This window comes from Brevibacillus soli (assembly GCF_044759095.2).
Classification (GTDB): Bacteria; Bacillota; Bacilli; order Brevibacillales; family Brevibacillaceae; genus JBIYSM02.
Map to the genome: position 1 here is coordinate 1 of NZ_JBIYSM020000044.1, position 25,217 is coordinate 25,217.

General features: G+C 48.3%; 30 protein-coding genes and 1 pseudogene. 3 read left to right on the forward strand and 28 right to left on the reverse strand.

The annotated features are described in order from the left end of the window. Positions 1-74: 74 nt before the first annotated feature. The 7 genes from ACE99V_RS16600 to ACE99V_RS16630 form a co-directional block, all read right to left on the reverse strand. A complete protein-coding gene (locus ACE99V_RS16600) occupies positions 75-1,463 on the reverse strand; it encodes an alkaline phosphatase (protein WP_400492166.1) in 1,389 nt (462 codons plus the stop codon). Positions 1,464-1,640: 177 nt separating this feature from the next. Continuing rightward, positions 1,641-1,817 carry a twin-arginine translocase TatA/TatE family subunit gene (locus tag ACE99V_RS16605; protein WP_400492165.1) on the reverse strand — a complete coding sequence of 59 codons (177 nt, stop codon included), beginning with the start codon at positions 1,815-1,817 and terminating at the stop codon, positions 1,641-1,643. Positions 1,818-1,830: 13 nt separating this feature from the next. Further along, positions 1,831-3,030 (reverse strand): ZIP family metal transporter, encoded by a 1,200-nt coding sequence (locus ACE99V_RS16610; protein ID WP_400492164.1) that lies wholly within the window; start codon positions 3,028-3,030, stop codon positions 1,831-1,833. A 14-nt stretch (positions 3,031-3,044) separates the two neighbouring features. Next, on the reverse strand, positions 3,045-4,064 hold the full coding sequence (locus ACE99V_RS16615) for a multicopper oxidase domain-containing protein (RefSeq protein ID WP_400492163.1): 1,020 nt from the start codon (positions 4,062-4,064) through the stop codon (positions 3,045-3,047). A 303-nt stretch (positions 4,065-4,367) separates the two neighbouring features. Then, on the reverse strand, positions 4,368-5,462 hold the full coding sequence (locus ACE99V_RS16620) for a copper resistance D family protein (protein ID WP_400492162.1): 1,095 nt from the start codon (positions 5,460-5,462) through the stop codon (positions 4,368-4,370). Continuing rightward, the gene (locus ACE99V_RS16625) at positions 5,463-6,083 is read right to left on the reverse strand and encodes a copper resistance CopC family protein (protein WP_400492161.1); all 621 of its coding nucleotides are present in this window, start codon (positions 6,081-6,083) and stop codon (positions 5,463-5,465) included. It lies immediately after the preceding gene. 46 nt (positions 6,084-6,129) lie between these two features. Further along, a complete protein-coding gene (locus ACE99V_RS16630; protein ID WP_400492179.1) occupies positions 6,130-6,291 on the reverse strand; it encodes a PCYCGC motif-containing (lipo)protein in 162 nt (53 codons plus the stop codon). A gap of 199 nt (positions 6,292-6,490) precedes the next feature. On the opposite strand from ACE99V_RS16630, the gene ACE99V_RS16635 reads away from it, so the two are divergent. Then, on the forward strand, positions 6,491-6,874 hold the full coding sequence (locus tag ACE99V_RS16635; protein WP_400492160.1) for an ArsR/SmtB family transcription factor: 384 nt from the start codon (positions 6,491-6,493) through the stop codon (positions 6,872-6,874). A 108-nt stretch (positions 6,875-6,982) separates the two neighbouring features. Then, a complete protein-coding gene (locus tag ACE99V_RS16640) occupies positions 6,983-7,975 on the forward strand; it encodes a cation diffusion facilitator family transporter (protein ID WP_400492159.1) in 993 nt (330 codons plus the stop codon). Between the two features lie 62 nt (positions 7,976-8,037). On the opposite strand, the gene ACE99V_RS16645 is transcribed toward ACE99V_RS16640, so the two are convergent. Together ACE99V_RS16645 and ACE99V_RS16650 are read right to left on the reverse strand one after the other, a co-directional pair. After that, on the reverse strand, positions 8,038-8,511 hold the full coding sequence (locus tag ACE99V_RS16645) for a ZIP family metal transporter (protein ID WP_400492158.1): 474 nt from the start codon (positions 8,509-8,511) through the stop codon (positions 8,038-8,040). 170 nt (positions 8,512-8,681) lie between these two features. Further along, positions 8,682-8,948, reverse strand: coding sequence for a hypothetical protein (locus ACE99V_RS16650; RefSeq protein ID WP_400492157.1), 267 nt, complete (start codon positions 8,946-8,948; stop codon positions 8,682-8,684). Positions 8,949-9,157: 209 nt separating this feature from the next. On the opposite strand from ACE99V_RS16650, the pseudogene ACE99V_RS16655 reads away from it, so the two are divergent. Beyond that, positions 9,158-9,346: pseudogene (locus tag ACE99V_RS16655) on the forward strand (transposase); the annotation flags it as partial. Positions 9,347-9,540: 194 nt separating this feature from the next. Here the strand turns inward: ACE99V_RS16655 and pabA are convergent. The 19 genes from pabA to ACE99V_RS16750 form a co-directional block, all read right to left on the reverse strand. Further along, positions 9,541-10,128 carry an aminodeoxychorismate/anthranilate synthase component II gene (gene pabA, locus ACE99V_RS16660; RefSeq protein WP_400492156.1) on the reverse strand — a complete coding sequence of 196 codons (588 nt, stop codon included), beginning with the start codon at positions 10,126-10,128 and terminating at the stop codon, positions 9,541-9,543. Beyond that, entirely contained in the window at positions 10,125-11,636 is a 1,512-nt protein-coding gene (locus ACE99V_RS16665; protein WP_400492178.1) for an anthranilate synthase component I family protein, read from the reverse strand. Before ACE99V_RS16665 ends, pabA begins: the two co-directional genes overlap by 4 nt. Before the next feature lie 121 nt (positions 11,637-11,757). Next, entirely contained in the window at positions 11,758-12,690 is a 933-nt protein-coding gene (gene cysK / locus ACE99V_RS16670) for a cysteine synthase A (protein ID WP_400492155.1), read from the reverse strand. Positions 12,691-12,769: 79 nt separating this feature from the next. Further along, positions 12,770-13,675: a peptidyl-prolyl cis-trans isomerase gene (locus ACE99V_RS16675; protein WP_400492154.1), complete on the reverse strand. Its 906-nt coding sequence runs from the start codon at positions 13,673-13,675 to the stop codon at positions 12,770-12,772. Positions 13,676-13,697: 22 nt separating this feature from the next. Next, a complete protein-coding gene (gene hslO, locus ACE99V_RS16680) occupies positions 13,698-14,570 on the reverse strand; it encodes an Hsp33 family molecular chaperone HslO (RefSeq protein ID WP_400492153.1) in 873 nt (290 codons plus the stop codon). Between the two features lie 146 nt (positions 14,571-14,716). Then, complete coding sequence (locus ACE99V_RS16685; protein WP_400492152.1) at positions 14,717-15,661, reverse strand: sigma-70 family RNA polymerase sigma factor; 945 nt, start codon at positions 15,659-15,661, stop codon at positions 14,717-14,719. Between the two features lie 252 nt (positions 15,662-15,913). After that, positions 15,914-16,426 carry a hypothetical protein gene (locus ACE99V_RS16690; RefSeq protein ID WP_400492151.1) on the reverse strand — a complete coding sequence of 171 codons (513 nt, stop codon included), beginning with the start codon at positions 16,424-16,426 and terminating at the stop codon, positions 15,914-15,916. A 95-nt stretch (positions 16,427-16,521) separates the two neighbouring features. Further along, positions 16,522-16,938 (reverse strand): hypothetical protein, encoded by a 417-nt coding sequence (locus ACE99V_RS16695; RefSeq protein ID WP_400492150.1) that lies wholly within the window; start codon positions 16,936-16,938, stop codon positions 16,522-16,524. Then, entirely contained in the window at positions 16,938-17,090 is a 153-nt protein-coding gene (locus tag ACE99V_RS16700; RefSeq protein WP_400492149.1) for a hypothetical protein, read from the reverse strand. Before ACE99V_RS16700 ends, ACE99V_RS16695 begins: the two co-directional genes overlap by 1 nt. Before the next feature lie 4 nt (positions 17,091-17,094). Beyond that, a complete protein-coding gene (locus tag ACE99V_RS16705) occupies positions 17,095-17,502 on the reverse strand; it encodes a hypothetical protein (RefSeq protein WP_400492148.1) in 408 nt (135 codons plus the stop codon). 401 nt (positions 17,503-17,903) lie between these two features. Then, the gene (locus ACE99V_RS16710) at positions 17,904-18,050 is read right to left on the reverse strand and encodes a hypothetical protein (protein WP_400492147.1); all 147 of its coding nucleotides are present in this window, start codon (positions 18,048-18,050) and stop codon (positions 17,904-17,906) included. 14 nt (positions 18,051-18,064) lie between these two features. Then, positions 18,065-18,904 carry a hypothetical protein gene (locus ACE99V_RS16715; RefSeq protein ID WP_400492146.1) on the reverse strand — a complete coding sequence of 280 codons (840 nt, stop codon included), beginning with the start codon at positions 18,902-18,904 and terminating at the stop codon, positions 18,065-18,067. Then, positions 18,904-19,803 carry a type II secretion system F family protein gene (locus ACE99V_RS16720; RefSeq protein WP_400492145.1) on the reverse strand — a complete coding sequence of 300 codons (900 nt, stop codon included), beginning with the start codon at positions 19,801-19,803 and terminating at the stop codon, positions 18,904-18,906. The genes ACE99V_RS16715 and ACE99V_RS16720 overlap by 1 nt, the downstream gene beginning before the upstream one ends. Then, positions 19,800-21,149 (reverse strand): ATPase, T2SS/T4P/T4SS family, encoded by a 1,350-nt coding sequence (locus tag ACE99V_RS16725; RefSeq protein WP_400492144.1) that lies wholly within the window; start codon positions 21,147-21,149, stop codon positions 19,800-19,802. Before ACE99V_RS16725 ends, ACE99V_RS16720 begins: the two co-directional genes overlap by 4 nt. Next, positions 21,146-22,264 carry a CpaE/TadZ family protein gene (locus tag ACE99V_RS16730; RefSeq protein ID WP_400492143.1) on the reverse strand — a complete coding sequence of 373 codons (1,119 nt, stop codon included), beginning with the start codon at positions 22,262-22,264 and terminating at the stop codon, positions 21,146-21,148. Before ACE99V_RS16730 ends, ACE99V_RS16725 begins: the two co-directional genes overlap by 4 nt. After that, positions 22,261-23,055 carry an SAF domain-containing protein gene (locus tag ACE99V_RS16735; protein ID WP_400492141.1) on the reverse strand — a complete coding sequence of 265 codons (795 nt, stop codon included), beginning with the start codon at positions 23,053-23,055 and terminating at the stop codon, positions 22,261-22,263. The genes ACE99V_RS16730 and ACE99V_RS16735 overlap by 4 nt, the downstream gene beginning before the upstream one ends. Beyond that, entirely contained in the window at positions 23,052-23,942 is an 891-nt protein-coding gene (locus ACE99V_RS16740) for a P-loop NTPase family protein (RefSeq protein ID WP_400492140.1), read from the reverse strand. The genes ACE99V_RS16735 and ACE99V_RS16740 overlap by 4 nt, the downstream gene beginning before the upstream one ends. Continuing rightward, positions 23,932-24,681, reverse strand: a complete 750-nt coding sequence (locus ACE99V_RS16745; protein ID WP_400492139.1) for a hypothetical protein — start codon at positions 24,679-24,681, stop codon at positions 23,932-23,934. Before ACE99V_RS16745 ends, ACE99V_RS16740 begins: the two co-directional genes overlap by 11 nt. A 153-nt stretch (positions 24,682-24,834) precedes the next feature. Continuing rightward, positions 24,835-25,113 (reverse strand): hypothetical protein, encoded by a 279-nt coding sequence (locus ACE99V_RS16750; protein WP_400492138.1) that lies wholly within the window; start codon positions 25,111-25,113, stop codon positions 24,835-24,837. Between the last annotated feature and the right edge of the window lie 104 nt (positions 25,114-25,217).

The window sequence follows — 25,217 nt, forward strand, 5'->3', positions numbered from 1 at the left end:
AGCCGAGTGGGGTCCCTTTTTTCGCCGGGCGGGGCCCCGAACACTTTTCTAGCGGCTGTATGGGATGTCCAAATTTATAAATTCTTATACACTGAACCCTTATTGCCGCCCAAGATTTCGAAAATGACTTTCGCATTATCCGTATTATCAATCATGCCGGAGAACCGTTCTTTTCCGGGACCGAACGCGTATACGTTTACGTCTTCACCGGTATGCCCACCGGTTGTCCATCCTGTAAAGGAACGAGCATTGAAAATTGCTTCGATGGCATTGTCAATATCGGTTTGTTTTTTGGTCGCAGCTGCATTTTTTACCGATTGAACTTCTTCCGCAGTCAATTCCAGTTCAATGTACTTCTTCAGTGTTTCTTCTACATTTGCACCCTGCGCAATTTCAGCAGAAATGAAATCAGGCGTACGTTTTGCTGCTTTAATCGGTGCGACAAGGAAATTGTATTTGCCGTTTGCACCAACGGATAATCCACCGGTAGAATGGTCAGCAGTAGCCACCACCAGGGTGTGACCATCTTTCTTTGCAAAATCAATCGCTGCCTTAAATGCTTTCTCGAAATCCTCCATTTCGCTCATCGCGGCAACGATATCGTTGTCATGACCAGCCCAGTCAATTTGGCTTCCTTCTACCATCAAGAAGAAGCCATCTTTATCTTTGCTCAACCGTTCAATGGCAGCTTTTGTCATGTCTTCTAAGGAAGGGGTTGCTTCAGAACGGTCAATCATTTTGTCCATTCCGCCCTCGGCGAACAAACCAAGAATTTTGTTATTCTTGTCGTTCAATAGCTCTTCTTTCGTTGTTACATAGCTGTAACCGTCTTTCTTAAACTCCTCTGTCAAGTTGCGATCTTTGCGAACAAAGTTTTTCAAACCGCCGCCAAGCATAACATCGATTTTATGCTCTCCGTTGATCAGTTGATCATAGTAGTCATTTGCAATCGCATCCATGTTCTTGCGGCTTTCGTCATGTGCCCCATAAGAAGCAGGGGTTGCATGCGTGATTTCGGAAGTCGCTACCAAACCAGTAGCTTTACCCAACTTCTTGGCTCTTTCAAGGACTGTCTCCACTTCGGACTTGTCGTTATCTACCGCGATCGCATTGTTGTACGTTTTCACTCCGGCAGACATGGCGGTAGCTGCGGAGGCTGAATCTGTGATATTTTCATTTTCATCTTCTGCATAAGTCATTTGAGCACCAACAAGGTATTTGTCGAACTCGGTTTTTTCCATAACGGGCGTGCTTGGATCATCTTTCATATAACGGTAGGCAGTTGTATAGGATGTTCCCATACCGTCCCCGATCAAAAAGATAATATTCTTGATTTTCGCGTTATTGGCTTTATTTTCGTCAGCTTTTACAAAACCTGGATTCGCTCCATACAGTACAGTTGTGATAGCCAAAGAGGACAATACGGCTATAGGTGCCAGTTTCTTCGAGAATTTGCTATACATCATATACCTCCTACTATTTAAAAAAATCTATCATTCAAATATGATTGTAATCGTCGAATATTAAGGAATTTTCTTTCCCAGGTAAAGAAATGTAATGGAAAGGTTAAGCAGGGTTCAGATTGTGTTAATCATGATAGAAAAAGGGTACTTCTCTCATTTTGAGAAGTACCCTCACCCTTATTTCGTCCCATCTTCTTTCGTCCCATCTTCAAATACGTCTTTGGTTGACTTCTTGAACTCCCGAATGGAATCACCAATCGCTTTTCCGATCTGCGGAAGCTTACTCGGCCCAAATACGACCAGCGCGATCACCAGGATCAGAATGAGCCCGGGTATGCCGATACTGGATAACATCTCGTTTCCCCCCTTAAAACTTTACGAGAAAGGCTGTTGCGTACATGATGACGATCCCCGCAAACATGCTTCCCAAATTGAGCCATGATACGGCGGGAAGACGATTTGCTTGGCTTTCCTTAAACAAGTGTTTCGCAATGACGTAGACCACCTGAATGATCGCGCCGGCACCGATACCCAGGAAAAGCGTGGACAAGACGGGGGAAAAGGCGAAACCGCCGATCCATGTTCCGAGAATAGCCGGTGCCCCGGCAATGGCGGCCAACGAAACGAAAGTACCTGCCTTTGGCTTCTCACCAAGCAGCGGTGCGGCGATACCAATCCCTTCTGTAATATTGTGCAGAGTAAATCCGATCACGAGGAAGGTTCCCAGCGATCCTTCACCAAGGGCAAAAGCTGAACCGATGGCCAGCCCTTCCCCTAAGTTGTGAAGTCCAATGCCGCTGGCCAGAAGATAGGATGTTCGGATGCCATTGCTACGTCCTCTCTGCTTTCTCTCGCTGTACTGATCAAACGCAACCAGTGCCAAAAAGCTAAGTAGCGCTCCCAAAAAAACAATGCTCACACCTTGGTAGATGCCGGCTGCCCCTCCTGCAATTTCCAGCCCTTCTTCAAACGTGTCAACAACCAGGAAAATCAGCAGACCAATCGTCAGGGCCAGCATAGCGTGAATCCCTTTTCGGTTAAAGTTGCGCATAAACGGATACCACATCAATCCTAATCCAACCGGCACTACCCCTACATACAGTCCGATCACCGCGTATTGAATAAATAAATCCGTTGTCGGAGTTGGTGTCTTTTGGGCAACGGGAACCTCTGCTTCAAACGCGATGGCATTTGCCGTCATTAACTTGATCGCGTGCGGTTCGCCGTACACCCAGGGATACGGAATGTACACTTTCCCCGACTCAAATCTGGCCAAGGTGCTGGAAGGTTCAAACTCCGCATTCCAAATGGAGTCATCCACTGTCACCATGGCAATTGTCATTTCTTCCGGTCCCACATTCTTTACGTCCAGCACGAAGCCATTGTCCGTAACCTCTACGCGGTTAATCGCCAGATTTTCAATCGGAGCGGCAGCCTCTTGTTCAATCCCGATCCCAGCGGTGAAAAATAACAGTAAAACACCTATCAGTAACCCCAAAGGCAGCAGTGCCGTCAATACCAACCGGCTTCTTGGGTTTGTCTTTGTCTCCATTTGAAGCTGACTCATCGTGATCCCTCCCCTTATTTCGCCTCAAAAAATCCCATCCAGCCCAACTCGGCAAATTCGCTTTGATGAGCATGGAACATATAACGCCCTGGCTGCGGAAAGACAATTTCAAGAATGCCCCGTTCCCCCTGGATCTGGGATATGGTGTCGGTAAAGATGCGAGGGTTGGATTCATGACCGTTCGGCGTGTAGTGGAAGAAGTTAGCGTGAAGATGGAATGAATTCAACATGTCAAACTCCGTCATGTTGCTTAAATAAATGCGTACCAACTCACCTGCCTTTACTTGAATGGGGTGGTTATGATACGCAAAAGCGTAACCATTAACTGTGTACACGTCGTTTTCTCCGTCCAAGTCAAGATCGAAGCCGTTCATGACCATGTTTAACTCAAGCGCCTTTTCTCTCGGCTTTTTCGGGTCTATGATGAAGTTTCCATACATTCCTTTGTGGATGTGTCTTGCCAAAGGCGCCACGTGACAGTGGTACACGTGAACTCCATACGGTTTTGCCGCAAATTCGTAAACAAATGTACCGCCTGGTTGAACCGGCTCCAATCCATCCATGTTCGTTGGATGAATTCCGTGGAAGTGTATGGAGTGCGGGTGGCTCGAAAGGTTTTTGAAGGTGACACGTACGATGTCTCCTTCCGTGCAGCGAATCGTTGGGCCAGGTATACGCCCGTTATACACCCATCCCGGGAACATCAATCCCTTTGCGACCTCTACGGATTGCTCCGTTGAAACAATCTCATACTCACGCAGTGTTTGACCATTCGGAAGTGTGCTGACCTTCCCGTAATCAAAATCGGTCAATACCTTGTGAGCCATCTTCAACCCTTCGGTCATCTCGTTCCCTGGGTCATACCCATGCCCCATTCGTGCATGGCTCATGTTCGTTTTTGCAGTCGCAGTTATATGATGACCGGATCCAAATGCACGTTCCAGCGGTGCCAGGATGGTCGCGCCGAAAGCTCCTAACGTGCCGAATATTCCCATTTTGAGAATTTCGCGGCGATCCATTTTCTCGTTAATCATTTGAAAATTCCCCTCCTGCAAAATAGTTGTACCAATTTATATTTTTTTGCCTAGTGCAACTTTTAAGGTGTAAAAAAAGCATGTTTCCTAAGTGACATATTTTTGCCCTAGGCAAACACCCTTTAGGTTCATCATATGCCCAAGAGGATTGTTTTGTAAACAGCTTTTACAAAAAAACCGAATACTCACCACAGGATTTGATGAGGATTCGGTGTATGTTTGATTTACAAAATTACTGCTAATACGAAACCAAGCGGTTCATTGATCGGCTCCAGCAACTTCTCTGTACATGATGATTCCCTTTTACCGAATGGCTAACATCAACGAAAGATACCCTGAAGCAGCACACAGGATTCCCATCAGGACACTAATATACGGGGACATCTTTTTTTGGTAGGCCAAGACAACCATGGCCCCAAACAGAAGTGCAGCTGCTAATAAAATACCACTAATTCCATTCATCGCCAGGAATAGGGAGGGACTGTCGTCCAGTACACCCTGATAGAAAAATGAAAACAGAGGAGACGGCTCAGACATTTTTAGCGCGGCTGCAGCTTCATGGGGCGTCTCCTGCTGGCCCATAAACGCCGTGACTCCGAAGATCGCGAGCACAAACACACTTTCTGCCCTAAACCAGCTAAGAGGGTTAAAGTCAGGTTGAGTTTTCAACCGTTTCTTTAACAAAAATCCGTTTATGACTCCAAACAGCAGTAATGGGATCAACAGCAAATGCTTGATGAGCAGCGCCTGCCCGTAGGAGAAAATCCAACCGTTCAGGTATTCCGGCGAGATGTATAACGTCAGAATAAGCCCAGCTGCCGCCGTCATGACAACACAGGCCATGGCAAGCGGATGAAACCAAGAAAGAAAAGAGCCCCAGTTCGCCTCCCCTTTCGAGAACCATCCCGTAACAAGGAGAATCCCTAACCATACCGCCATAGACAGGAAGTGTACCATATGGGCAAGGAATCCGTTCCATTCAAAAAAGGAGGCTGCGTGGCTAGACCAACTCAGTGCCAGTACCAACCCGAACGTTAGTACCAGCTTCGGTACGAGCAATTCCTGAGACGATTTCCCTGATGGATTCGTCATGGTAATCATGATGAACAGGACAATGGATAGACCTAAGGTAATCAACCACGCTTTGCCGACTTCAAACGAGAATAGCACGGAACTGATCAGATCCCATGAATCTATATTCGGATCTGAGATAAAGTACAGAATTACGCGAAGAACCGGCATGAAGGTTAGAATTCCAATACCTGCAACTGACGATAACAGTAATGGCCTCGGTAACCTAACCGTCGGCTTACTGTTGTCCGGTACCATTTGAATGAGCAATCCACCTGCCAGGATGGAAAAGCAAAGGTACAGCACGATTTCGCTCAGCGTGAACATTTACTTGCCCTTCTTTCTCATCATCCATACAAGGCTTATGAGAGCAATGCCGACAAGCGCGGCAGCCCCCCAAAATACTGCGTTGTTTGCTTGGGAAGGCTCAGGCGTTTGAACGTTAGTGGCGGCCGGTGATTGCTGCGGTTGGCCGCTGTTTTCCGCAGGTGACTGATTTGTCTGGTTATTGGTTGGATTTGCGGAAGTTCCTTTCTCTTGAGAACTTGGGGGTGCCGAATTTTCCGCTTTCGGATTTTTTACGACAAATGAAAAGTCCCCTTCAATCGGATGGCCATCGGATCCTACGATTTTCCAATGAACGGTATACGTTCCGTCTTGAAGTTGTTTCGTTATAGTGCCCTTCATTACCTTACCGTCAATTTGAATATTGCTTGCTTCAATGACTTCACCTTGCTCACTTTTTACCGTAAAGGTACTGGCTTTCTCCACTTTCGTCTCAAACTCCAAGACGATTTCCTTCACTTCTGTTACCACCTGCTGATTTTGCGGTGTTGATTTCTCTAAACCAGTATGGGCAAAAGCTGATGTTGGAATGAGCGCCAAGCAAACCATCACAAATAATACAGCTGTTCTCCACATGTTCAATCGATAGTTGTTACCTTTCACCGTACATCCTCCTCCATTCATTTTTTCGTGACCATGGTAATCTTATTTAGATGGAACTGCCATGGCTCTTTCGGGCTATTTGGTTACCAGATATATACTTAACTAGGCATTGGCGTTGGAGTCGGCTTCGCGTATCATCCGCATTTACTTCTTTAATAAAACAGTTACCGTTATGAAGATGACCTGCCTCTTCTCCGCAACCACATATTTAAATGCTTTTTTGAACATCATAATTTTATATCAAAGTTCCTTGAAAACTCTACAAAGACACAAACCTTTCACGTAATATCCAAACTTGTTTGAATGGTTTTTTTCATGGTGGGACTGCACTTTTTTCTTTTCACATTTTTCATTTCATGGCTATAATAAAAAGACATTTGGGAGAAGTTTTGAAAAGGTGGTTTACGATGTCTACGATAGATAAAGACGACGTTTGCGAAGTGCAGTGTTTTGACGAAGATAAAGTGAATCGTTTAAAACCCCGTGTATCCGAATCCCAAGGTGTTGCTAAAATCTTCAAAGCTCTGGCGGACGACACCCGTGCCAAGATCATTTACGTTCTCTCTTTGGAAAATGAACTTTGTGTTTGTGACATCGCCTCCATCATTGGGAGTTCCATCGCCAATACCTCTCATCACTTGCGGCTCCTACGTAATATGGGCCTTGCAAAATACCGTAAAGAAGGAAAATTGGTGTTTTACTCATTAGATGATGACCATGTACGGCATCTCATCTCTGCAGGTGTAGACCACGCGAAAGAGGAAAAAATGAATGTCCGAGCCAAAGGATGACTCGGACATTTTTTTGTCCATCATTCAAATGATTAATTGAATGTTTTTGGATTCTTTCCTATAATGGAAAGTACAGTAGAAACAATATCCAGTGAAAGGAGCAACGCTATGGGACTCCATCATGACCATTCTCATGGCCACGGTCATCACCATCACGGAAAAGGTGCTAACAAAAAGGCATTGATGATCGCCCTTATCATTATTACCACTTTTCTCATTGTGGAAGTTATCGGCGGGATTATGACTAACAGCCTTGCCCTTCTTTCCGACGCCGGTCATATGCTCAGCGATTCATCCGCTCTGTTTTTAAGTCTGATCGCAATGTATTTTGCCGCCAAAAAACCATCTCCCGAAAAAACGTATGGTTTTTATCGCTTTGAGATCCTGGCGGCATTAATTAATGGGGTAACACTTGTGCTGATCTCACTCTACATCTTCTGGGAAGCGTATGAACGATTGTTCGCTCCGCCTGAAGTGGCGAGTCTGTCGATGATGGGGATTGCGTTTGTCGGTTTGTTGGCAAACCTTTCCGCAGCCTTCGTCCTGATGCGTGGCGATTACAAAAACAATCTAAACTTGCGCAGTGCATTCTTGCATGTACTTGGTGACATGCTCGGTTCGGTAGGTGCAATCGCTGCCGGCTTTGTCATATGGCGGTTCGGATGGTATATTGCTGACCCGATCATCAGCATTGTTGTCGGAATTCTCGTTTTGGTGAGTGCTTGGCGAGTGACAAAAGAGTCCGTTAACATACTCATGGAGGGAACCCCCTCTACTGTTAACATTGAAAAGGTCGCTGTTGCTTTATCTGGTCTCCCAGGCGTAAAAAGCGTACACGATTTGCATATCTGGACCGTTACCTCAGGCTTTGATTCCCTGACCTGCCATCTCCATGTAAAGGATGATGTCCCGAGCTATCCCGTGCTGCATGAAGCCTTGCACCTGCTGGAAACGAAATTCGGAATCACCCATGCCACGATTCAAGTTGAAAATTCGAGTATTCGCCATCGTGAACTGATGTGCGAGGTTGGTCCTCAAGCCCGTGACAATCATCGCCATGACCATGACCACCAGCACCATGACCATGACCATTCTCATTAGGTGCAACAAGAATGCCTTACCTACGCTTTCAGCAGAGGTAAGGCTGTTTTTTGTCTTATTCCCTACAGAATAAATTTGCTTAGGTAATAGCCAAGGACGAACAGAAGAAAAGCTACTGGAACAGCAATTCCACGCAAGGATTGAAAGAATATCTCGTTCCATGAAACATATAGAATCATGCCAGATGCGGCTGCGATTAAGACAGACAATAATACGGTATTGGTAATATGTATGAAGGATCCTACAATAGCTCCAACAAAGAACGGAGAGCTTATCGCGAGAACCAAACCAACGAGTTTTAAAGGTTTCACCCTCCCCAACGCTAACGGAATTCCCATCGCTACCCCTTCTGGTAAGTTGTGCAGAAACATGACTAATCCTAAATCGCGTCCCAAATGAGGCAAATGAATAGAGGTTGTACCAAGCATGAGTCCCGCGGGGAAATTATGCAAAGCAATGCCCGCGCCGATCATCAATCCTGATCGGATATACATGTTCTGTTCATGCGAAAAAATTACCCCGGCCAAAAGCGCCATGAGGACCGACGTCAACCTTTATATACCGTTTCCTTGGCAAAGGAAATTGATATACACAAGTGTAATTTCACGTCGAAATGATGTTTCGGTACGACATTTCATCAAATATTCATTGAAATGTAACAAGATGTAAATCTAATACTGATCGGTCAGGATTCGGTCGTTAACCGTTACCGATTAGCGACAAATTGGGCAAGAATATACATAGCAGCAGGTGCGATCGTAAAAGGGGTGAGCGCGATCACTAACCAAGCAATCCATTTTTTTCGGGGATTCCCTTTTAACAAATAGCTAAACGCAAAATAAAGCGGGAAAGCGATTGCCCCACCAACAACTACAATTAGTAAACGTTGAACATCATGTTTAGGTATTCCCAACATAATCCAAGTGATCCACAAGACAAACAACAGGCAACCAAGTAAAAACAACTTTTTCATACATGTATCTCCTTTTTATCCTTCTGTTCCGCTCATATAGTAATGAAAAAAGAGAAGTGACTCAATGCCCCTTCCCTTATTGTAACCAATTATTCACTCACAGTTGACTTACTAGGCTTTTCAATCTTGGAATTCTTTTTACCTATTTACTTGAGCCTTTTGCAGATTTCTGACCCGTTGCACTACAAGGGTTTGCGAACTCCATCGGGAAAAAGCTTTATAACAAACGGACGAGTGTCGAGCGATGCAACTCCCGATTGAAGGAATATTTAACGGCAAATGACCTTCATGTGGGAGGCATTCAAAAAGTAAGAAATCATGTGTATTTGAATGCGATTGTTTTATTCGTATCAACATTAGCTGGTACGAAAGTGAAACCAACTCAAAAAGCTGCGTGATGACTTTTTTCAAAAAGAGACTGAGAAAATTCTGCTCGTATGCCTATATTACTTTTTTGCTTTGCCTTGTGAAAGTGGTTGGTTGCAACCTTAGATATCTTTAACCTTCATTTTTCAAATGAAAAGCTAATTTTGCAAAAGGCTCAATAAAAAAGATACCACCCGCAATGTGAGTGGTATCTGTTGTATGAACGTTAACCTACGGTCTTTTTGGCTGCATATGCGGTAAGGAAGTTGCGCAGCAGCTGTTTGCCGTGTTCCGTGATGATGGACTCCGGGTGGAACTGCACACCCTCAATCGGATACTCGCGGTGGCGAATCGCCATGATTTCACCCTCAGCCGTCCGTGCCGTCACCTCGAGAACATCCGGAATGGTCTCCTCTTCCACAATCAGCGAATGATAGCGAGCCGCTGTAAACGGCGACGGGATGCCCTGAAAGATCGTTTTCCCGTCGTGGTGAATTTCCGACGTTTTTCCGTGCATCAGACGATGGGCGCGAATCACTTTGCCCCCGAAGACCTGTCCAATGGACTGATGCCCCAGGCACACACCCAAAATGGGAACTTTCCCTGCAAAATGGCGAATGGCATCCATGCTGATTCCGGCTTCATTCGGCGTGCAAGGTCCGGGAGAAATCATCAAATAATCAGGCGAGAGCCGCTCGATCTCCTCAATGGTAATCTTGTCGTTGCGGTACACCTGCAGCTCTTCGCCCAGCTCGCCCACGAACTGGACCAAATTGTACGTGAAGGAATCATAGTTGTCGATCATGATAATCATACTCTCGTCTCCTCTCGACTCGTCTTTCTGTTCTCGCTCAACTCCAATGCTTTCCACAACGCTTCCGCCTTTTTCAGCGACTCGTAGTACTCCGCCTCGGGCCGGGAGTCAATGACGATGCCCGCTCCCGCCTGGACGTGAGCAATCCCGTCCTTCACCACCATGGTGCGGATAGCGATGTTCACTTCCACTTCTCCGTTAAAGCCAAACCAGCCGATGGATCCGGTGTAGACGCCCCGCTTTACAGGCTCCAGCTCTTCGATGATCTCCATCGTCCGCACCTTGGGAGCTCCGGTAATCGTCCCGCCCGGAAAAGCGGCTGCCACCGCATCGAAAGCGTCCTTGCCGTCCGCCAGCATCCCTTTTACGTGGGAAACGATGTGCATGACGTGGGAGTACTTTTCCACGACCATCCATTCGCTTACCTCGACAGTGCCATAGCGGCATACCCTGCCCAGGTCGTTCCGTTCCAGATCGACCAGCATGACGTGTTCCGCCCGCTCTTTTTCATTTTCGATCAATTCACGGGCCAACGCTTCGTCTTCAGCATCGTTTTTTCCGCGGGGACGCGTTCCCGCAATCGGCCGCGTACTGACTTCGCCGCCTTTTACCTTGACCAACAGCTCGGGTGACCCGCTGACCAGCTGAAACTCGGGGAAGTGGAGATACCCCATGTACGGTGACGGATTAAGCCGGCGAAGCACATCGTACACCTCGTCTGCTTCGACGTGAATCGGTTTGCTCTGCCGTACGGAAAGATTCACCTGGAACACGTCTCCCTGGGCGATGTACTCCTGAACGCGGCGAACCGCCTGCTCAAACTGATCCTTCGCAAAGGATACCTGCGCCGGAGTAGCCGAGGACAACGGGCGCTTCCGCAGTGACTCCCAGTCGGTTTCAACCATAGGAGCAGCGATCAGGGAGATTTCCTCCGCTTGTCTGGTCAATCGTTCCACGGCATCCCGGTAGACCGCTTCCGTCAGGTTCTCCGTCGGGAGGTGGGTGAGGCAAAATACCGTACGAGCCTCATGATCAAAGACAAGAAGGTCTTGCATTAGCATAGCATACAGATCGGGCAGCCGTAAGTCATCTTTTGCGAGATCAGGCAGCGTCGGCTCAAAGAAACGGTTCATGTCGTAGCTGAGATAGCCTACCGCTCCTCCGGCAAAATCGGGCAGACCCGGAACAACCGGCGTCCGGTAACGCTGCAGCAGCTTGCGAAGCACAAACAGAGGGTTTTCCCCCTCGACCTTCTCCCTCAGCCCTTCGGCAAACGTAATGGTCGTATGCAGGTTTTTGCTCTGAATAACGGCAATCGGCTGATGGGCCAAAAAGGTGTATCGCCCGGCTCGTCCACTCTCCAAAAGCACCGTACCTTCCAACGAGGGCCGCAGCTGTTTCAGCAGGTGCCAGGGATCGAGCGCGGCAGGCCAGTCCGTACGTACGGCAACGGGTACGTATGGATAGTCGGCAGCGAGCTTTTTGATGTCGGCAAAAGTAGGCAGGATCAATGTATTCACACTCCGATTTTTTCGCATGACCTATCGCGATACATTATATCCTTCAAAAGAGTAAGAGAAAAGACCATGGTGCAGGAACGTCCGCCATGGTCTTGGAAGAGTGCGTATCCTATTCTTCAAATTGATAGAGCGGCGTGGACAGATAGCGTTCACCGTTGCTCGGAATGACCGCGACCACCTTTTTGCCCTTGCCCAGTTTGCGGGCCACTTTCAGTGCGGCAAAAATGGCAGCCCCGGAGGAGATTCCGCCGAGAATTCCCTCTTCACGGGCGACGCGGCGAGCCGTTTCAAAGGCCTCTTCATTTTCTACGGTGATAATTTCATCATAGATGTCCGTATCGAGAATGTCCGGAACAAATCCGGCACCGATCCCCTGAATCTTGTGTGGGCCCGGTTTTCCACCGGAGAGAACCGGAGAAGCCGCTGGTTCTACGGCGACAATGTGCACATGAGGATAGTGTTCCTTCAACACCTGGCCCGCACCGGTAATGGTACCGCCTGTGCCGATACCGGAGATAAACGCGTCAATACCGCCGATTTGTTTGGCCTGCTCCACCAGTTCCGGCCCCGTCGTTTCGCGGTGTACTTTTGGATTGGCCGGGTTTTTGAATTGTTGCGGCATAAAGTAGGAAGGATTCTCTTTCGCGATCTCTTCTGCCTTGCGGATCGCTCCGCCCATGCCTTCCGTACCCGGTGTCAGCACCAGTTCGGCACCGTACGCGCGCAGCAGATTGCGGCGCTCGATACTCATCGTCTCGGGCATGACTAGAATGGCGCGGTAGCCTTTTGCCGCTGCTACCATCGCGAGACCGATTCCCGTGTTGCCGCTGGTCGGCTCGATAATGGTATCACCCGGCTTCAGCTTCCCTTCCGCTTCCGCAGCTTCAATCATGGACAACGCAATACGGTCTTTCACGCTGCTTCCCGGGTTGAAAAACTCCAGCTTCAAATAAATATCCGCCGAGTCTTCATCGACAACGCGGTTCAATTTGACTAATGGAGTCTGACCGATCAGTTCTGTAATCGAATTCGCGACGCGCATGTCTTCCGTCCTCCTCGCTAATTACCGAGTAAGTTACTCGGTTTTGTTGGCTTAATTATAACAACGCCCCGTACACCCGTCAATTAGGGGATTGCCCAGAAATTTGGACCCCGAGGGACTGCTTCAATCGATCGAGCACCACGTCAAGCGATTCCACCTGAGCCAGAGCGAGATCGCGACGAATCTGATCCTTGACCTCGTCAAACGACAGCTGTTTCGCTTCTTTCCGGTCGATCACGCGAATAATGGCATATTGCCCTTGTTGCAAGGGAACGGGGTTGCTGTCCTCGTTCAATCCCAAGGAAGCAATGGTTTCCTTGAGGCTGTCGGCCAGATGGGGATCGCGAAACGACACCCACCCCATGTCGCCTCCGTTGGCCGCCGTCAGGTTGTCGATCGAGCGTTCCTTGGCCAGTGTGGTAAAATTGGCACCGTTCTGAAGCTCCCGGTGCACCTGTTTCGCTTCTGCCAGGGAAGCAACTACGATTTGCCAGACGCGCGCCTGCATCGGCTGGGCGTATTGAGACAGGTGGTTGTTGTAGTACGCAAGCAATTCGTCGTCACTGACGGCTACGTCTCTGGTGGCCAATTCCTGAAGCAGCAGCTGGTAGGTAATTTCCTGCCGCAGCGCCTCTACATCGGTTCCTCCCTGCTGTTGCAGCGCAGTCTGAAACTCGCTGTCGGTACTGCTGCCGTAGCTTTCCTGAATTTTTGCCACTTCTTCGTCGACCCGTTTGGGATCGACGGTAATACCCAGCCGTTTCGCTTCCTGGAAAACGACTTCGCGGTTGATCATATCATTCAGCACTTGCTTTCCGTACTTTTGCTTCAATGAGCCGATCCAGTCCGCTTGGCTGATGGTCTCCTCTCCGACAACCGCTGCCGCTTGCAGCGTCCCGGCCTCCTTGTACCACGACCATGTCACCACCAGAAGCAAAAGCAACAACGCCCCGATCAAACTCCACAGCACTTTTACGTTGTTCAAGCAATCCCCTCCCTTGAACGCACTACATCTCTTTCAACAGTTCTTCCAACGCCGCCTTGTCGTAATGGTAGCGCTCGTTGCAGAAGTGGCAGTGCACTTCCGCTTCCCCTTGCTCTGCAATCATGTTTTCCATTTCTTCGCGCCCCAGACTGATCAGCACTTTGGTGACCTTTTCCGGCGAGCAGGTGCAGGTGAATCGGATATCCGTGCGGCTGAGGACTTTGGGTTCATCCATCACGCGCTCCAGGATCTCCTCAGGAGTCAAGCCTTCGCCGATCATGCGGGAGACCTGCGGCAGCCCTGCGATGCGCTCTTCAATCTTGCTGACCACTTCCTCCGGCGTGTTGGGCAACAGCTGCAGGATAAATCCGCCGGACGCCAGCACGGAGCGATCCTCCGGATTCACCAGCACACCTACGCCCACAGCAGAAGGTGTCTGCTCAGAGGTGACAAAATAGTAGGTGAAGTCCTCCCCGATCTCACCGGACACGATAGGCGAGCTGCCCTTGTACGGCTCTCGCATCCCCAGGTCTTTTACGACGTAGAGAAAACCTTCCGTCCCCACAGCCCGGCGGACATCCAGCTTGCCCATTTCGTTGAGTTCAAAATGAACGTGGGGATTGGTCACATAAGCCCGGCCTTCACCGTGGGCATTCGCTTCGGCGATGATTTGGCCGATGGGGCCTCCACCTTTTACTTTGACAGAGAGGTTCTCTTCTCCTTTTAGCATCGCTCCCATCATCAGCGTGCAGGTCAGCGTGCGTCCCGCAGCGGCTGTCGCTGTGTTCCACATGTCGTGGCGGCGGCGGATTTCTTCCACAATATTGGTCGTACGGGCGGCAAAGGCGCGAACGTGCCCGCCGAACCCGGTTGCGCGTATCAAATAATCGCTCATCGCGATTCCTCCCTCTTCATGGCGACAAGACGTCGCGTTTTTTCTAGTGGCGACACGACGTTGCCACTTCATCATGGTGAAAAAAGATCGTGCCTCCCTAGTGTACACAATGAAAAACCCCCTCACAAGCGAGGGGGTGCAAATGTCTATTCAAGGTAGTCTTTCAATACGCGGGAGCATTTCTGTTTGCGCAGCCGGTCAATGGTAGTCGCTTCGATCTGCCGGATGCGCTCGCGGGTCAATCCGAAGATTTTGCCCACTTCCTCCAGCGTGTATACCTGGTCGTCGTACAAGCCGTAGCGCATGGCGATAATCTCCTGAGCGCGGGGGCTGAGCCGTTCAAGCGCGGCCAGCATCTGGGCACGCAGATCCACTTTTTCAATCCAGTCTTCGAGCGACGTCTCTCCGTCGTCGACGATCTCCGCATAGCTGAGCGGCTCTCCATCAGGATCAAACGTCCACGGCTCGTCGGCAAGTTCGTCGTCGATGGATTCCATCTTCATCATCAACGCGTACTCGATCGTATCGACTTTTTCCAATGGGATGTCGAGCAGTTCGGCAATTTCCTGCCGATCCGGCGTCCGGTTCAACCGATGAGCCAGCTGCAGCACCTGCTTTTGATACTGGCGGATCTGTTCGTGCATGTGCACGGGAATGCGGATAAGCGCGCCCTTGTCGTTGATGGCACGCGTAATGGCCTGCGAAATCCACCAGTGTGAGTAGTGATACAGCCGCACGCCACGGTTGACGTCAAACTTGTCAATTGCGGTAAAGAGGCCGATCGTGCCTTCCTGAATCAGGTCGAGGAACGGCATCCCCTTTTTCAGATGACGCAAGGCCGTGCTCACCACGTACCGAAGATAGGCACGCACCAGCGTTTCGCGAGCTTCCAGGTCGCCATGCTGCTGATAGCGCAGCAGGCAGTCCATCTCTTCATCCTTGTCCAACATAGGTGTTGCAGCGACGCTTTCCAGAAACAACAAGGCAGACGTGTCAAAGCGCAACGATTTGGGCACGATAATCCCCAATTGCTTTTCAACCTCCCGCCAGCGGCGAGGAGTGGACTGGAAAGTGGAGGTACTCACGGTCATATGCAACCCTCACTTTTCTGGAATACATTCCAATACGGTTGTGGCGCAACGGTGACGTACTGAAGCTGTGCTGTACTTACTGTTAGCGTATTTCGACAAAGGCTTGCTACATTCCTTCCTGTTTACAGAATATTAACGGAAGTCTGCGCAGATTGTGTCTGGAAGCGTTACCATTTACAGGATGTCGGCACAAGAAACAAGCCATCCCGGCTTGTCGGGATGGCAGGAGGAATTTTGTCGATTGGTACCGGACTAGAACTTTAATTCTTCCACGCTGACGACGGGGAAAGAATGGGATGGCAGCAGCGGGAGAAACGGTCTCTCATCCACATACGCCACGACAACCGCAGAGGGGCCGACCATGGTTTTCGGAGCCAGCTCAAGCGCTTCATTCTGCTCCGTAATAACGGTGATGCGCAGCTGTCCTCCGGCTGGCCGTGTCGTGCCAGAAACAGCCTGTTCAAACAGCAGGGTGATTCCATTGTAGCGAAGCCGCAGGTGCAAATCGGTGCGCCAGTTTTGAAAGTCGATGGTGTATCGGACAAACGGCAGCGGGTCAGTGGTCACGCTGTCTGCTGAAGGCAGATAGGCATTGTTTGCCCGGTGGTAGCCTCCGTTTTCCTCCATGCGCCGATCAAAACGTGTCTGCGCTTCCCCCTCCACCAGGTCGATGATGCCTTCCGTTTTCAGGGTTTGGTCTACAGCAAACGTAGCGTGATGGTTGGCAAGTTCCAGAAGGGCTTTTACCTCCGCTTTCTTTTGCATGGCAACATCCGCGTCAACGACAACCAAACCGATCAAGAGAAGAAGCAGCAGTGCGGAGACAGATAATAGATTGATTCCCGTAAGCGTCCTCTCCCTTACAAGTCGTAATCCATCACTTGAACGGTGCCGCTGCGCACCACGATAATGGGTTCACCCCAGTCAGGAAACAGGCCGGTAATTCTCGGGAACGGGATCTCGAGGCGCAACTCAAATTCATCCTCATGGCTCCACAATACCGGATCGGCTGCTTTGGTGCGTGTTACGGTAAGTTGGAGATCCCGCTCTTGTACTTGAAACAACTTGTTGGACAACTCCTGATGAACAAACTGCCTGACGTTTTGTTCTACCGTCGCGTCATTTGTTCCCCCGTTGTTGCTGATATATTTCGTTGCAGCAGTGCCTATCTCCAGCAATTCATTATGGGTCTGAACAACTGCGTGAATTTGCAATATTCCTGCAGGTACAAGAAGCAGAACCATCACGTTTATGATCGTGGCAATCAGTTGTCCCATCAGCTTGTTCCAAAACGAGTGACGTTTTCCAGCAGATCGGCAAAAAACCTTGAGCATGCCGTCAGCAAATTATCCGGTCCAAAAAGCAAGAGTCGAACCGTCAAAGGAAGCACCAATACCGTTAAAACAAGCATGGCAATCATTTTGTTCATTGCACTACCACCCCGGGTCAAAGTATTCCGAGGGCCTGCTGCCTGTAAACGTGAACACGGTTTCTCCCTCCACGAACAGGTTTATCCACTGGGCCACTCGAGTAGGGCGAACCGTTAGCGTCAGTGAAACCATCTCATGGTTTTCTTTTCTGGCTCGCTGCGTTTCAGCAAGCGGCCAACTGCCCGCGAAGAAATTCCCCCCTTCCTCCCATCCCAACTCCCTCATTTCGTTGCGGTAATAATCGGCCAAATCCGGCTCTAGGTAACCAATATCCTGCATATCGTCCAAAAGATCGGCAAAATATCCGCGAGCGATGGCCCGCTCCATTGCATACATCTCATAAGCGGCGATAGACGAAAACAACACCAGCATGACACTAAGACATAGTAAGAAAACCTTTGTTTTTACCATTGTCCTCTCTTAGGTTTTTCCTCCTAGTGAAAACTGACCGTCACAGCATTGTACACCCGTTCTGCTTGTGAACGCTGGAGGCTATCTTGCGGATGAGAGTCCCAAAGAAACGCACACAAGCTTCCTATCATGATGATAATAATCAGGAATGTATGGTGCTGCAGCATCAGTTTGTACTCGTATAGGTTGTGCCGTTTTGCATGGTAAAGCGAATGTTCTCGTTCGCAGTATCGTAATTCAGGGAGTTGACCGAATCGTTAATGTGTTCGGCCGAATCGATCGCAGAGGGACTCAGTTCATTACCGTAAGAGCTGACACCAATACCAAGAACCATTACGCAAGCAAGAAAAATAAAGAACATTTTTGACATTTCTGAACACTCTCCTGTTCTTTCGATTGTATTAGGGGATTGCGCGATCAATCCACTGAACGGCACGGTCGCGCAAACCGTCATCTCTAACAACCGCTCGATTTACTTCGGCCATACTGGAAACGATAATTCCCAGTGTAAAAACGATGCAGATCAGAATGGAAAAAAGCTTGCTCATCCGACAAACCCTTTCTATACCAGATACTTGTCCAGGATTTCGGTCAACAGCTTGTACCAGGGAAACATGGCCACAAGCAACCCCATGTAAAAAGCGGGGTATACAATAATGCTGTATCCGATTCCCAATGACTTGATTTTCTTGCGGTGACGAAACATGCGACGATTATCGACAGCCCACTCCAGCCGCTGCATCGTAGTTGCCATCTGACTGACACTTAACTGCTCGATTGTTCTCATACTGGAAACAAGTATGATGGCATCGTCGATCCCCAGTTTTTGTTTAAACGATTCCAAAGCTTCATCAGGATCTTTGTTCCACTCGGAAAGAGTGGGTACATACTCCTTTAGCTTCCGGGTTGGCCGGGCAGCCTTTACCATGGCATTGTAAATGGGAACGTGGTTTTCCAACAGATTTACATACCGGTTGATAAAGCGGGCGATGTCTGTGCTCAAAAGCTCCTCCCGGTATCCCGCCCACGCTTTTAATAGGAAGTACGGAAGAAAAAAACTGGCCGTGGAACTAAGTATCAGTGTGAGAAACGGAACGTTCTCATCCTGTCGAATCAGAACAAAAACCAGATTGAGCAAGACCGCCGCACTGCCGCTAAGCAGTTGAGCAAAAACCCACTCCGCTTTTCCCCAACCGAATAAATACCCTGCCCGTTTCAACAGCTTGTCCCATCTCGTGTCTTCTTTCGACGCAATGGTCTTTTCCCATGTCTGCCACCATTGAAAGGAGACAAACAACATCCTGCGTGGTTGGGCAGCAATATGGGTGCCTAGAGAAAAAAATACGGTCAACATGCAAAGCGAACCGAACCCCAACAGAGCATATAAAATCGTTACCTGCATTAGCGATACCTCCGTCCCCATATAAACGCCAACAAAATAGACAAACTCCAGACGGTAATAGCTAAAGAGAGAATCGCTTGTCCATCGGCCGTAAAAAAGTAGAGACGATATGAATCCTTCAATAAACTCTGATTGTAGGGAATCAAACAGACGCAAATCGCGATCACTACAAGCAAACTAATCCAAATGGCGTATATCTCGCTGTCTCTTTCTTCCTTTTCATCCTGCTGTACAAACATCTCATTGGTCAGTCGATTTAACGATATTTGAATATCCTCGGTCTCACCCTCCAGTCCGCTTGCAACATAAGTGGCAAAGTCATATGCCCATGGGTGGTTTAACCGTTCGGCAAAAGCATCCACCGCCCGAATCAAACTGCCACCGTCCGTCAGCGTATTGTTCAGTAATATCAAGTCGGGCAAAAGCTCCCTTGGGCACTCGTTTACCATTTCACGAAACGTCAGAATGATGTTTTTTCGGCTGCTGTAATACCTGGAGAACAAATCCACAAAATAACAGAAAGACTGGATCTTTTTGTTGATGATTACCGTGTACCGAGCGTAAAGAAGCAGTGTCGGCAACAAAATCAACAGAAAAAAGAGCGAGAGTGAGACGATGATGTTGCCCAGCATTACTCCCACCAGGAAACCGGAGGCAGATCCGAAGAGAGACACCAGCAAATACATTTCCGGCTCTCCGCCGGCTACGGCACACCAGACTGTATACCGCTCATACAGAAGGCGCCTCGTTTGATTTTGCAACAGCTTCTCCCGTATCGCCCATACCGTTTTCGGGAAGAAAACCTTGGGTGTTGACCACACTCTATAACCGTAAAAGCATGCGGCCAAAAACCCGATCAACAGACAAACAGTCATGGGTACCAGTATCCATACCTTCATATTTGCCTTCCAATATCCGTTAGATGCAGGCTTTTTAACACATCCAGATCAGCGTGTCCCAGATAACACATATACTCTGCCAAGTGCCCCTCCAGCATCTTTCCGGTCCACTCGTACTCATCCGTAACAAGGTTGCGGTACACCAGCGGTACAGATTCTACCCTTTGCATCACATCGTTCCACTCCGTTACCTGGATCGCATCAATAAAACGATGCCCATTGTTTCGATACTTCAAGGAGTTTACAAAGTTAACCGCCCGGCTAATCCTTTCTTGGGTCAATTCAATACTCCTTCCGCCATACTGGTACACCAAATCAGTCAAATCGTTAAGCGCTTTGTGAGCAAAGCGTTCGTGTAAAGCAGCGATGGTGGCGTCAGTCCCCCTGACTCCTGCGTTGACAAAGTGGTATGCTTCGATCGGTTCGCGTATTTCTCCAATTAATATCGTGTTTGCCGTCGTACGGTACATGTCTTTAAAACAATGCGCCAGCTCTATGCCAATCTCTTCCACGTTTTGCAGCTCGATAACCTCTCCCGGCCAAACATCCCCAAAGCGCATCTCATGTTCGCTCTCATAGATAGTGACAAAGTCGTTCAGAGGATCTTTTAGCTTCAGCATGCAGATCATCATGGTGGTCTTTCCTGCAGCCATGGGGCCAATTACCAGTACATTGCTCCGCCCATAGACCTGCTGTTCAATCAGCAGTTGTACCTTTTCATCAAAAGTAGAAAGCTTTTGCGTCCGAAGCTGGTCCAGGGAAAATGCTTGTGTCGTAAATCGCCGGACAATAATGGTAGGAACCCGTGAGTACGGAAATGTAAACATGGTTAAACGCGCCTTTAGCGTATCAAGGTATCCGCTTAATCTTGGCTTTTTTTCATTAAAAGAGAGTCCGGCTGTATTGGTAAGTTTTTGCTGCAATGTTTCTACTTCTTGCCAAGTGGGCTTGTACGGCAAAAACTTTTTGATGCCTTGCTCCAAGTAGGCTACGTTTTTTCCTGCAGAGATGCGGACCTCTTCAATCCATGGAGACATATGCAGGACGACATCCAGAATCCCCCAGCCATAAGTGGCAAATGTGATTCCTTCGTACCCATTTACCTGCGGAAGGATTTCTTCCGTAATCGGCCGTTTTACCACCTCCTCAAAATAGTGCTGTAACCGTAAAATGATGTGACTGTGGCTCTCCCGGTCTCCGTGCTCAGCCAGCGTTAAGATTCGCTGCATTTCCAGTTTCTCTTCTCTTGTCGTACCAAAATGGTTCAAGTAGTCGCGAGCTGCTTGCTTCAGGTCATCCACACTGCTCAACTGGGACGCCGTCCATCGGTGAGCTGTAGCTTTCATCCGTACACGACAGCTCCTCTTTTGCGTTTTTCGGAATCAATGATGGCATGTAAACTGCTTATGTATTGCTTTGGTGGGAAAAATTCTTCCACAAGCACGCTGTGACTCCGATGCGAATGAATCAATCGATTGTCCGAAATGCGCGGCACGACGCCGTAGACGGAGATGCCTTCCCCGATCCGGTGCGGATGCCCTTTGTCGAAATGACTTACCAACACCTCGTGCCTGATCCCTTTTTCCGCCCAACGCTTAATCCAAGTCGCGGCGCCTTCTAAACTAAACGGATCGGCACGTACGAAAAACAGGTTGCGATCCGCCGAGAACAACAGCCGCTGCAGTGCTTCCGTCTCAGGAAAACAATAACCCCAGTCGATATACACGTAATCGAATTGGCGGCGAAGCACCTCAATCAAATTGGTAACTTCATAGCTCCTCCATTTGTTTGTGCCATTGGCGTAAAAAAGATTATCCATGTGGCTGCTCTGTTTGCATACCGACATCCAGTTTCGCCTGGACGCGATAGAGAGATCCAACAAATCAGGTCGGAACGACGCCAATTGATGCTTCTCCAGCTTAAAAAATCTAGTCAAATCCGGCTTTTCTCCATTCATGTCAATGACGGCGATTCGTTTTTCCGGATTGCGCTTGGCAAGCAGGATCGGATAATTAATACAAAAAGTTGTAATACCGGACCCACCATGACTCATGAGAGCGTACACAATCCCGTCGCCTCTTGATTTCGCTTTTTCCACGTAATCGTTCATACCGAGGATCAAGCCTATCCGGTTTCGTATCTCTTCTTGGGTTGAATTCGCCGACAATAGGTAGGTGTTTTGTATCCCCGATTTTTCAACCACATGGCTAATGAGAGCTTCGTCTTTGTATAACGGCACAATAATAATCGGAACGCTGTCTGAGAGACTTGCCTTTGCTTTCGGTAACCATTCCCATACCGGTAAGGAAAACATCTCGGAAAAAAGCACCGCTGCTTCAGGTTTGTAGATATCTGCCTTGCGAAAGAAGTCTTCCTCGTTCTCCGTCGTTAACGCCTCGCATCCGGCTGGAACGTATGTATTCACCAGGGATTTCATCGGATAGCAAACAAGGGTCTTCATCGGGACTGCACCTCCTCTGCGGCGAGAATATGTCCGATCTGAACGGTTCCGTAATTCATCGCTTCACTTAGTACAACGAACTGCTGATCAGTCAGATTAAACCCAATATAAGCCGGCAAGGAAGTAGGTTGCGCACGATAATCCCGATATCGCTTTTCTGCGTTGGTGTACTTTTTTGCCTCAGAGCCTTTGAAAACGGCGCTCTCCATTTGCTCTGCGCCAGGCATCAGACTCTGCTTTAGCGTGTATATTTCCATGCCGTTGTTATCTTTAACAGTTACCAACTGACTCTCAAATAACGGGTCAGCCGTGGTATTGCTTTTGCGAAAATGCATCGGTTCAGGGAGCGATTGAAGTTCTGTGATCGGCTTGTATTTTACCCATAGCTTTACGTAGTCGCCTTTTCGAAGTTCCGTTACCGGCATTATGGAGTGCAGGGGAAACTCATATCTCGCTTTTCCTTTATCAGGAAGCAAATGGCTTTCTGACAACTTTTTGTCCACCAGCTGTTCTCCTTCATAAATGGTTTGCACGCTTCTTTTTCCCAACACACTCTCAATCGTTTGATAGGAACCTGGATATATTTCATCTGTTTCCTCCTGAACCAGTACAACGTCTTCCCTGGTTATCGGTTCATAGGGAGAAATTTCTTTTCCTTTTGCCACCTTGACCACAGGAGCGAATAGCCGTTCAGCCACAAGGGCGTCAAGGTACCGGGTCGCGGCGTAAAAGCAAGCTGCTGCCAACAAAAACGAGACAATACTAACGGTAAACAATGTCTGCTTTTTCATAACATCCTTCCTTTTTCAGTGAAAACCAATAACTCAAACCATTTGCCTTCCTCCGGATGGACCTCCAACAGGAGAGACGCCTTTGACTGTGCGATCGACACTTTTTGACTGTCGATGAGCGGAAAAGTAGCATCGATTTCTCTTTTTTGGTGTTCCTCATCCCACAACGACACTGTGCCTTCCACCCTTTTCATCACGCCCGAACGCGCAAGATGGGGGTTCCATTTGTTCGCAATTATTCTGATCTTGTCGGCCATGCTTTTCCATGCTTTCGGGGCCTTTTCTGATAGAAACAGGCTTGTCAGGCGTGCTACGTCAGAATCGAAAACCAACCATATTTCATCTGCCAAGGCCATGATTCTATGAACCGACTCTTCCGTCCAATACGAGGACAAATCGAAAATCACACACGGAGAATCTTTATTTACCAATAACAACCAATTTGTTATGTCCATCTGAGAAGGGTTTTGTTTTTGAAGAGAGGCATCTACTTTTATTCGCAGCAGGTTGTTTTGCAAGAGGAGCATTTTTTCAGCGGAGTCTTTGAGGTCTTGATGCGCTCTTCGTTCGAAGTCTAGCGCGAAGTAGTAATAGGAAACAATTCCGGGCATTTCGCACAAGGTAGTGGGAATACCTTTACCCGCAAGGTAGTAAGCAAAGTTGCCGGCAAGAAAGCTTGCCCCTGCCCGCGGATATAATCCAGCAATGGCTATGATACGGCGAGAAACAGGAAATCTCTGTTCTTCAGGGACCGAAGCGGAAAGCTTTTCTTTGAGCGCTTGCCATGACTGTTCCTCTTCCTTTGTGAGAGAATACGCTTGTTTCTCCAGTTCACGGAAGTGGGAAACAAACCGGTTTACCTTATGGAAACATGGCCTATCCTGCATGAGAGTTGTTAGCCTTATTTTTCGATACGATGTACTTCTTGAACTTTTCCATCATTTCTCGCATGGTTAGTGACTTTCTGTGATAATAGTAGATCTTTCGAATGCGCTCTCGTTCCTGAGGCGTTAACTCAGGTTTTAACTGGCAGGCCATCTCCAGAAGAAGTGACAGTTCGACATTGTTTGGTCTCCCCCGCCGGGATTTGGCAAGAAGTTGCTGATGTCTTCTGTCGAAAGCGTTTGGGTTTTCCAGCAGCCACATGTCCACAATTGCTTCTATGTCTTCATAGGTGCGGATGCCCAACTGGTTAAGGTACTTGAAGTAAGTGGTAAGCTTTCTATCATCACCGCCTCTCCATCGGCTCATGAACCCGGTGGGAGACGTAAGCAGCTTGGTAACATCCCGCATCAACGTCTCACGGTTGTCAGACTGATTGACCAACAGCGCTTCCTTTACCAATATGAACAAAATGTCATGGTAGTTTGCTTCCTCGTTTTGGCAGCCGTAGTACAGCAGATACCAATCTTCCACCGCCTTGTCAAAATCCTTCCGGCAGTTGGTTAAATGCAGATCATCCAGGTGTTCATAGAATCGATCCAAACCATGTGTCATCACAATCTCATCCTGATAGCTTCCAAAGACAAACGTGATAAAGTCCTCTTTCATCTCCTCCAAGGTAAACAGGTTGTTTCTTTGTTCGTAGCAGCGATTAACCAACTCGACTGCACTTTCCGCTAGCATAAACTCCCTCCTATATTTTACTTTTTTATACATTTATTGACATTTTGCTACATGATAAAGCTTTCGTCAAACAAAATGTAATAATTTATTTATAATATTTTATTGATTGAGGATTCGCCTTGCACTCACTGTACAAGGCGAATTTTTGGAGACTTACTCTACAAAAAAGTAGAGTTCCTCTCCGGTTGTGAGAAGAAGCGCAATTCTTCTCCCGCGTTCCATGACGGTCGGAGCACTCTCCAAGACAATCGTTCCGTCATTCAAAATGATTCTGCTTCCAAATCGGTGAACGGACTCAATTTGGAAGTAGCCTTGGGGCACCCTTTCCAACGAGAGGTGTCTCCCCGGTTTGTGCTTTTGGTAACGTACCACGCGTCCCAAAAGCTGCTCCACAGTCGTGGAAAATTCCTGGTGAGCCTCTACTGTTGCCATTTGCAACAACCTCCTTTTCTCACCTGCAGAGTACGGCCGTTTCATATGCTTATAAGCCCATGAAACTACTCTTACGGTAAAAAAAGACAGAGGGGGCGTGCAAA

What these genes read in the sequence shown, in the direction of transcription:
- hslO (WP_400492153.1), bottom strand. Translation starts at nt 14,570, where the DNA reads ATGAGCGATTATTTGATACGCGCAACCGGGTTCGGCGGGCACGTTCGC.
- ACE99V_RS16730 (WP_400492143.1), bottom strand. Translation starts at nt 22,264, where the DNA reads ATGAAGACCCTTGTTTGCTATCCGATGAAATCCCTGGTGAATACATAC.
- ACE99V_RS16610 (WP_400492164.1), bottom strand. Translation starts at nt 3,030, where the DNA reads ATGAGTCAGCTTCAAATGGAGACAAAGACAAACCCAAGAAGCCGGTTG.
- pabA (WP_400492156.1), bottom strand. Translation starts at nt 10,128, where the DNA reads ATGATTATCATGATCGACAACTATGATTCCTTCACGTACAATTTGGTC.
- ACE99V_RS16620 (WP_400492162.1), bottom strand. Translation starts at nt 5,462, where the DNA reads ATGTTCACGCTGAGCGAAATCGTGCTGTACCTTTGCTTTTCCATCCTG.
- ACE99V_RS16750 (WP_400492138.1), bottom strand. Translation starts at nt 25,113, where the DNA reads ATGGCAACAGTAGAGGCTCACCAGGAATTTTCCACGACTGTGGAGCAG.
- cysK (WP_400492155.1), bottom strand. Translation starts at nt 12,690, where the DNA reads ATGCGCGTCGCGAATTCGATTACAGAACTGATCGGTCAGACTCCATTA.
- ACE99V_RS16700 (WP_400492149.1), bottom strand. Translation starts at nt 17,090, where the DNA reads ATGAACAAAATGATTGCCATGCTTGTTTTAACGGTATTGGTGCTTCCT.
- ACE99V_RS16685 (WP_400492152.1), bottom strand. Translation starts at nt 15,661, where the DNA reads ATGACCGTGAGTACCTCCACTTTCCAGTCCACTCCTCGCCGCTGGCGG.
- ACE99V_RS16650 (WP_400492157.1), bottom strand. Translation starts at nt 8,948, where the DNA reads ATGAAAAAGTTGTTTTTACTTGGTTGCCTGTTGTTTGTCTTGTGGATC.
- ACE99V_RS16710 (WP_400492147.1), bottom strand. Translation starts at nt 18,050, where the DNA reads ATGAGCAAGCTTTTTTCCATTCTGATCTGCATCGTTTTTACACTGGGA.
- ACE99V_RS16635 (WP_400492160.1), top strand. Translation starts at nt 6,491, where the DNA reads ATGTCTACGATAGATAAAGACGACGTTTGCGAAGTGCAGTGTTTTGAC.
- ACE99V_RS16735 (WP_400492141.1), bottom strand. Translation starts at nt 23,055, where the DNA reads ATGAAAAAGCAGACATTGTTTACCGTTAGTATTGTCTCGTTTTTGTTG.
- ACE99V_RS16695 (WP_400492150.1), bottom strand. Translation starts at nt 16,938, where the DNA reads ATGGGACAACTGATTGCCACGATCATAAACGTGATGGTTCTGCTTCTT.
- ACE99V_RS16720 (WP_400492145.1), bottom strand. Translation starts at nt 19,803, where the DNA reads ATGAAGGTATGGATACTGGTACCCATGACTGTTTGTCTGTTGATCGGG.
- ACE99V_RS16645 (WP_400492158.1), bottom strand. Translation starts at nt 8,511, where the DNA reads ATGGCGCTTTTGGCCGGGGTAATTTTTTCGCATGAACAGAACATGTAT.
- ACE99V_RS16600 (WP_400492166.1), bottom strand. Translation starts at nt 1,463, where the DNA reads ATGTATAGCAAATTCTCGAAGAAACTGGCACCTATAGCCGTATTGTCC.
- ACE99V_RS16740 (WP_400492140.1), bottom strand. Translation starts at nt 23,942, where the DNA reads ATGCAGGATAGGCCATGTTTCCATAAGGTAAACCGGTTTGTTTCCCAC.
- ACE99V_RS16640 (WP_400492159.1), top strand. Translation starts at nt 6,983, where the DNA reads ATGGGACTCCATCATGACCATTCTCATGGCCACGGTCATCACCATCAC.
- ACE99V_RS16605 (WP_400492165.1), bottom strand. Translation starts at nt 1,817, where the DNA reads ATGTTATCCAGTATCGGCATACCCGGGCTCATTCTGATCCTGGTGATC.
- ACE99V_RS16745 (WP_400492139.1), bottom strand. Translation starts at nt 24,681, where the DNA reads ATGCTAGCGGAAAGTGCAGTCGAGTTGGTTAATCGCTGCTACGAACAA.
- ACE99V_RS16705 (WP_400492148.1), bottom strand. Translation starts at nt 17,502, where the DNA reads ATGGTAAAAACAAAGGTTTTCTTACTATGTCTTAGTGTCATGCTGGTG.
- ACE99V_RS16615 (WP_400492163.1), bottom strand. Translation starts at nt 4,064, where the DNA reads ATGATTAACGAGAAAATGGATCGCCGCGAAATTCTCAAAATGGGAATA.
- ACE99V_RS16725 (WP_400492144.1), bottom strand. Translation starts at nt 21,149, where the DNA reads ATGAAAGCTACAGCTCACCGATGGACGGCGTCCCAGTTGAGCAGTGTG.
- ACE99V_RS16715 (WP_400492146.1), bottom strand. Translation starts at nt 18,904, where the DNA reads ATGCAGGTAACGATTTTATATGCTCTGTTGGGGTTCGGTTCGCTTTGC.
- ACE99V_RS16690 (WP_400492151.1), bottom strand. Translation starts at nt 16,426, where the DNA reads ATGCAAAAGAAAGCGGAGGTAAAAGCCCTTCTGGAACTTGCCAACCAT.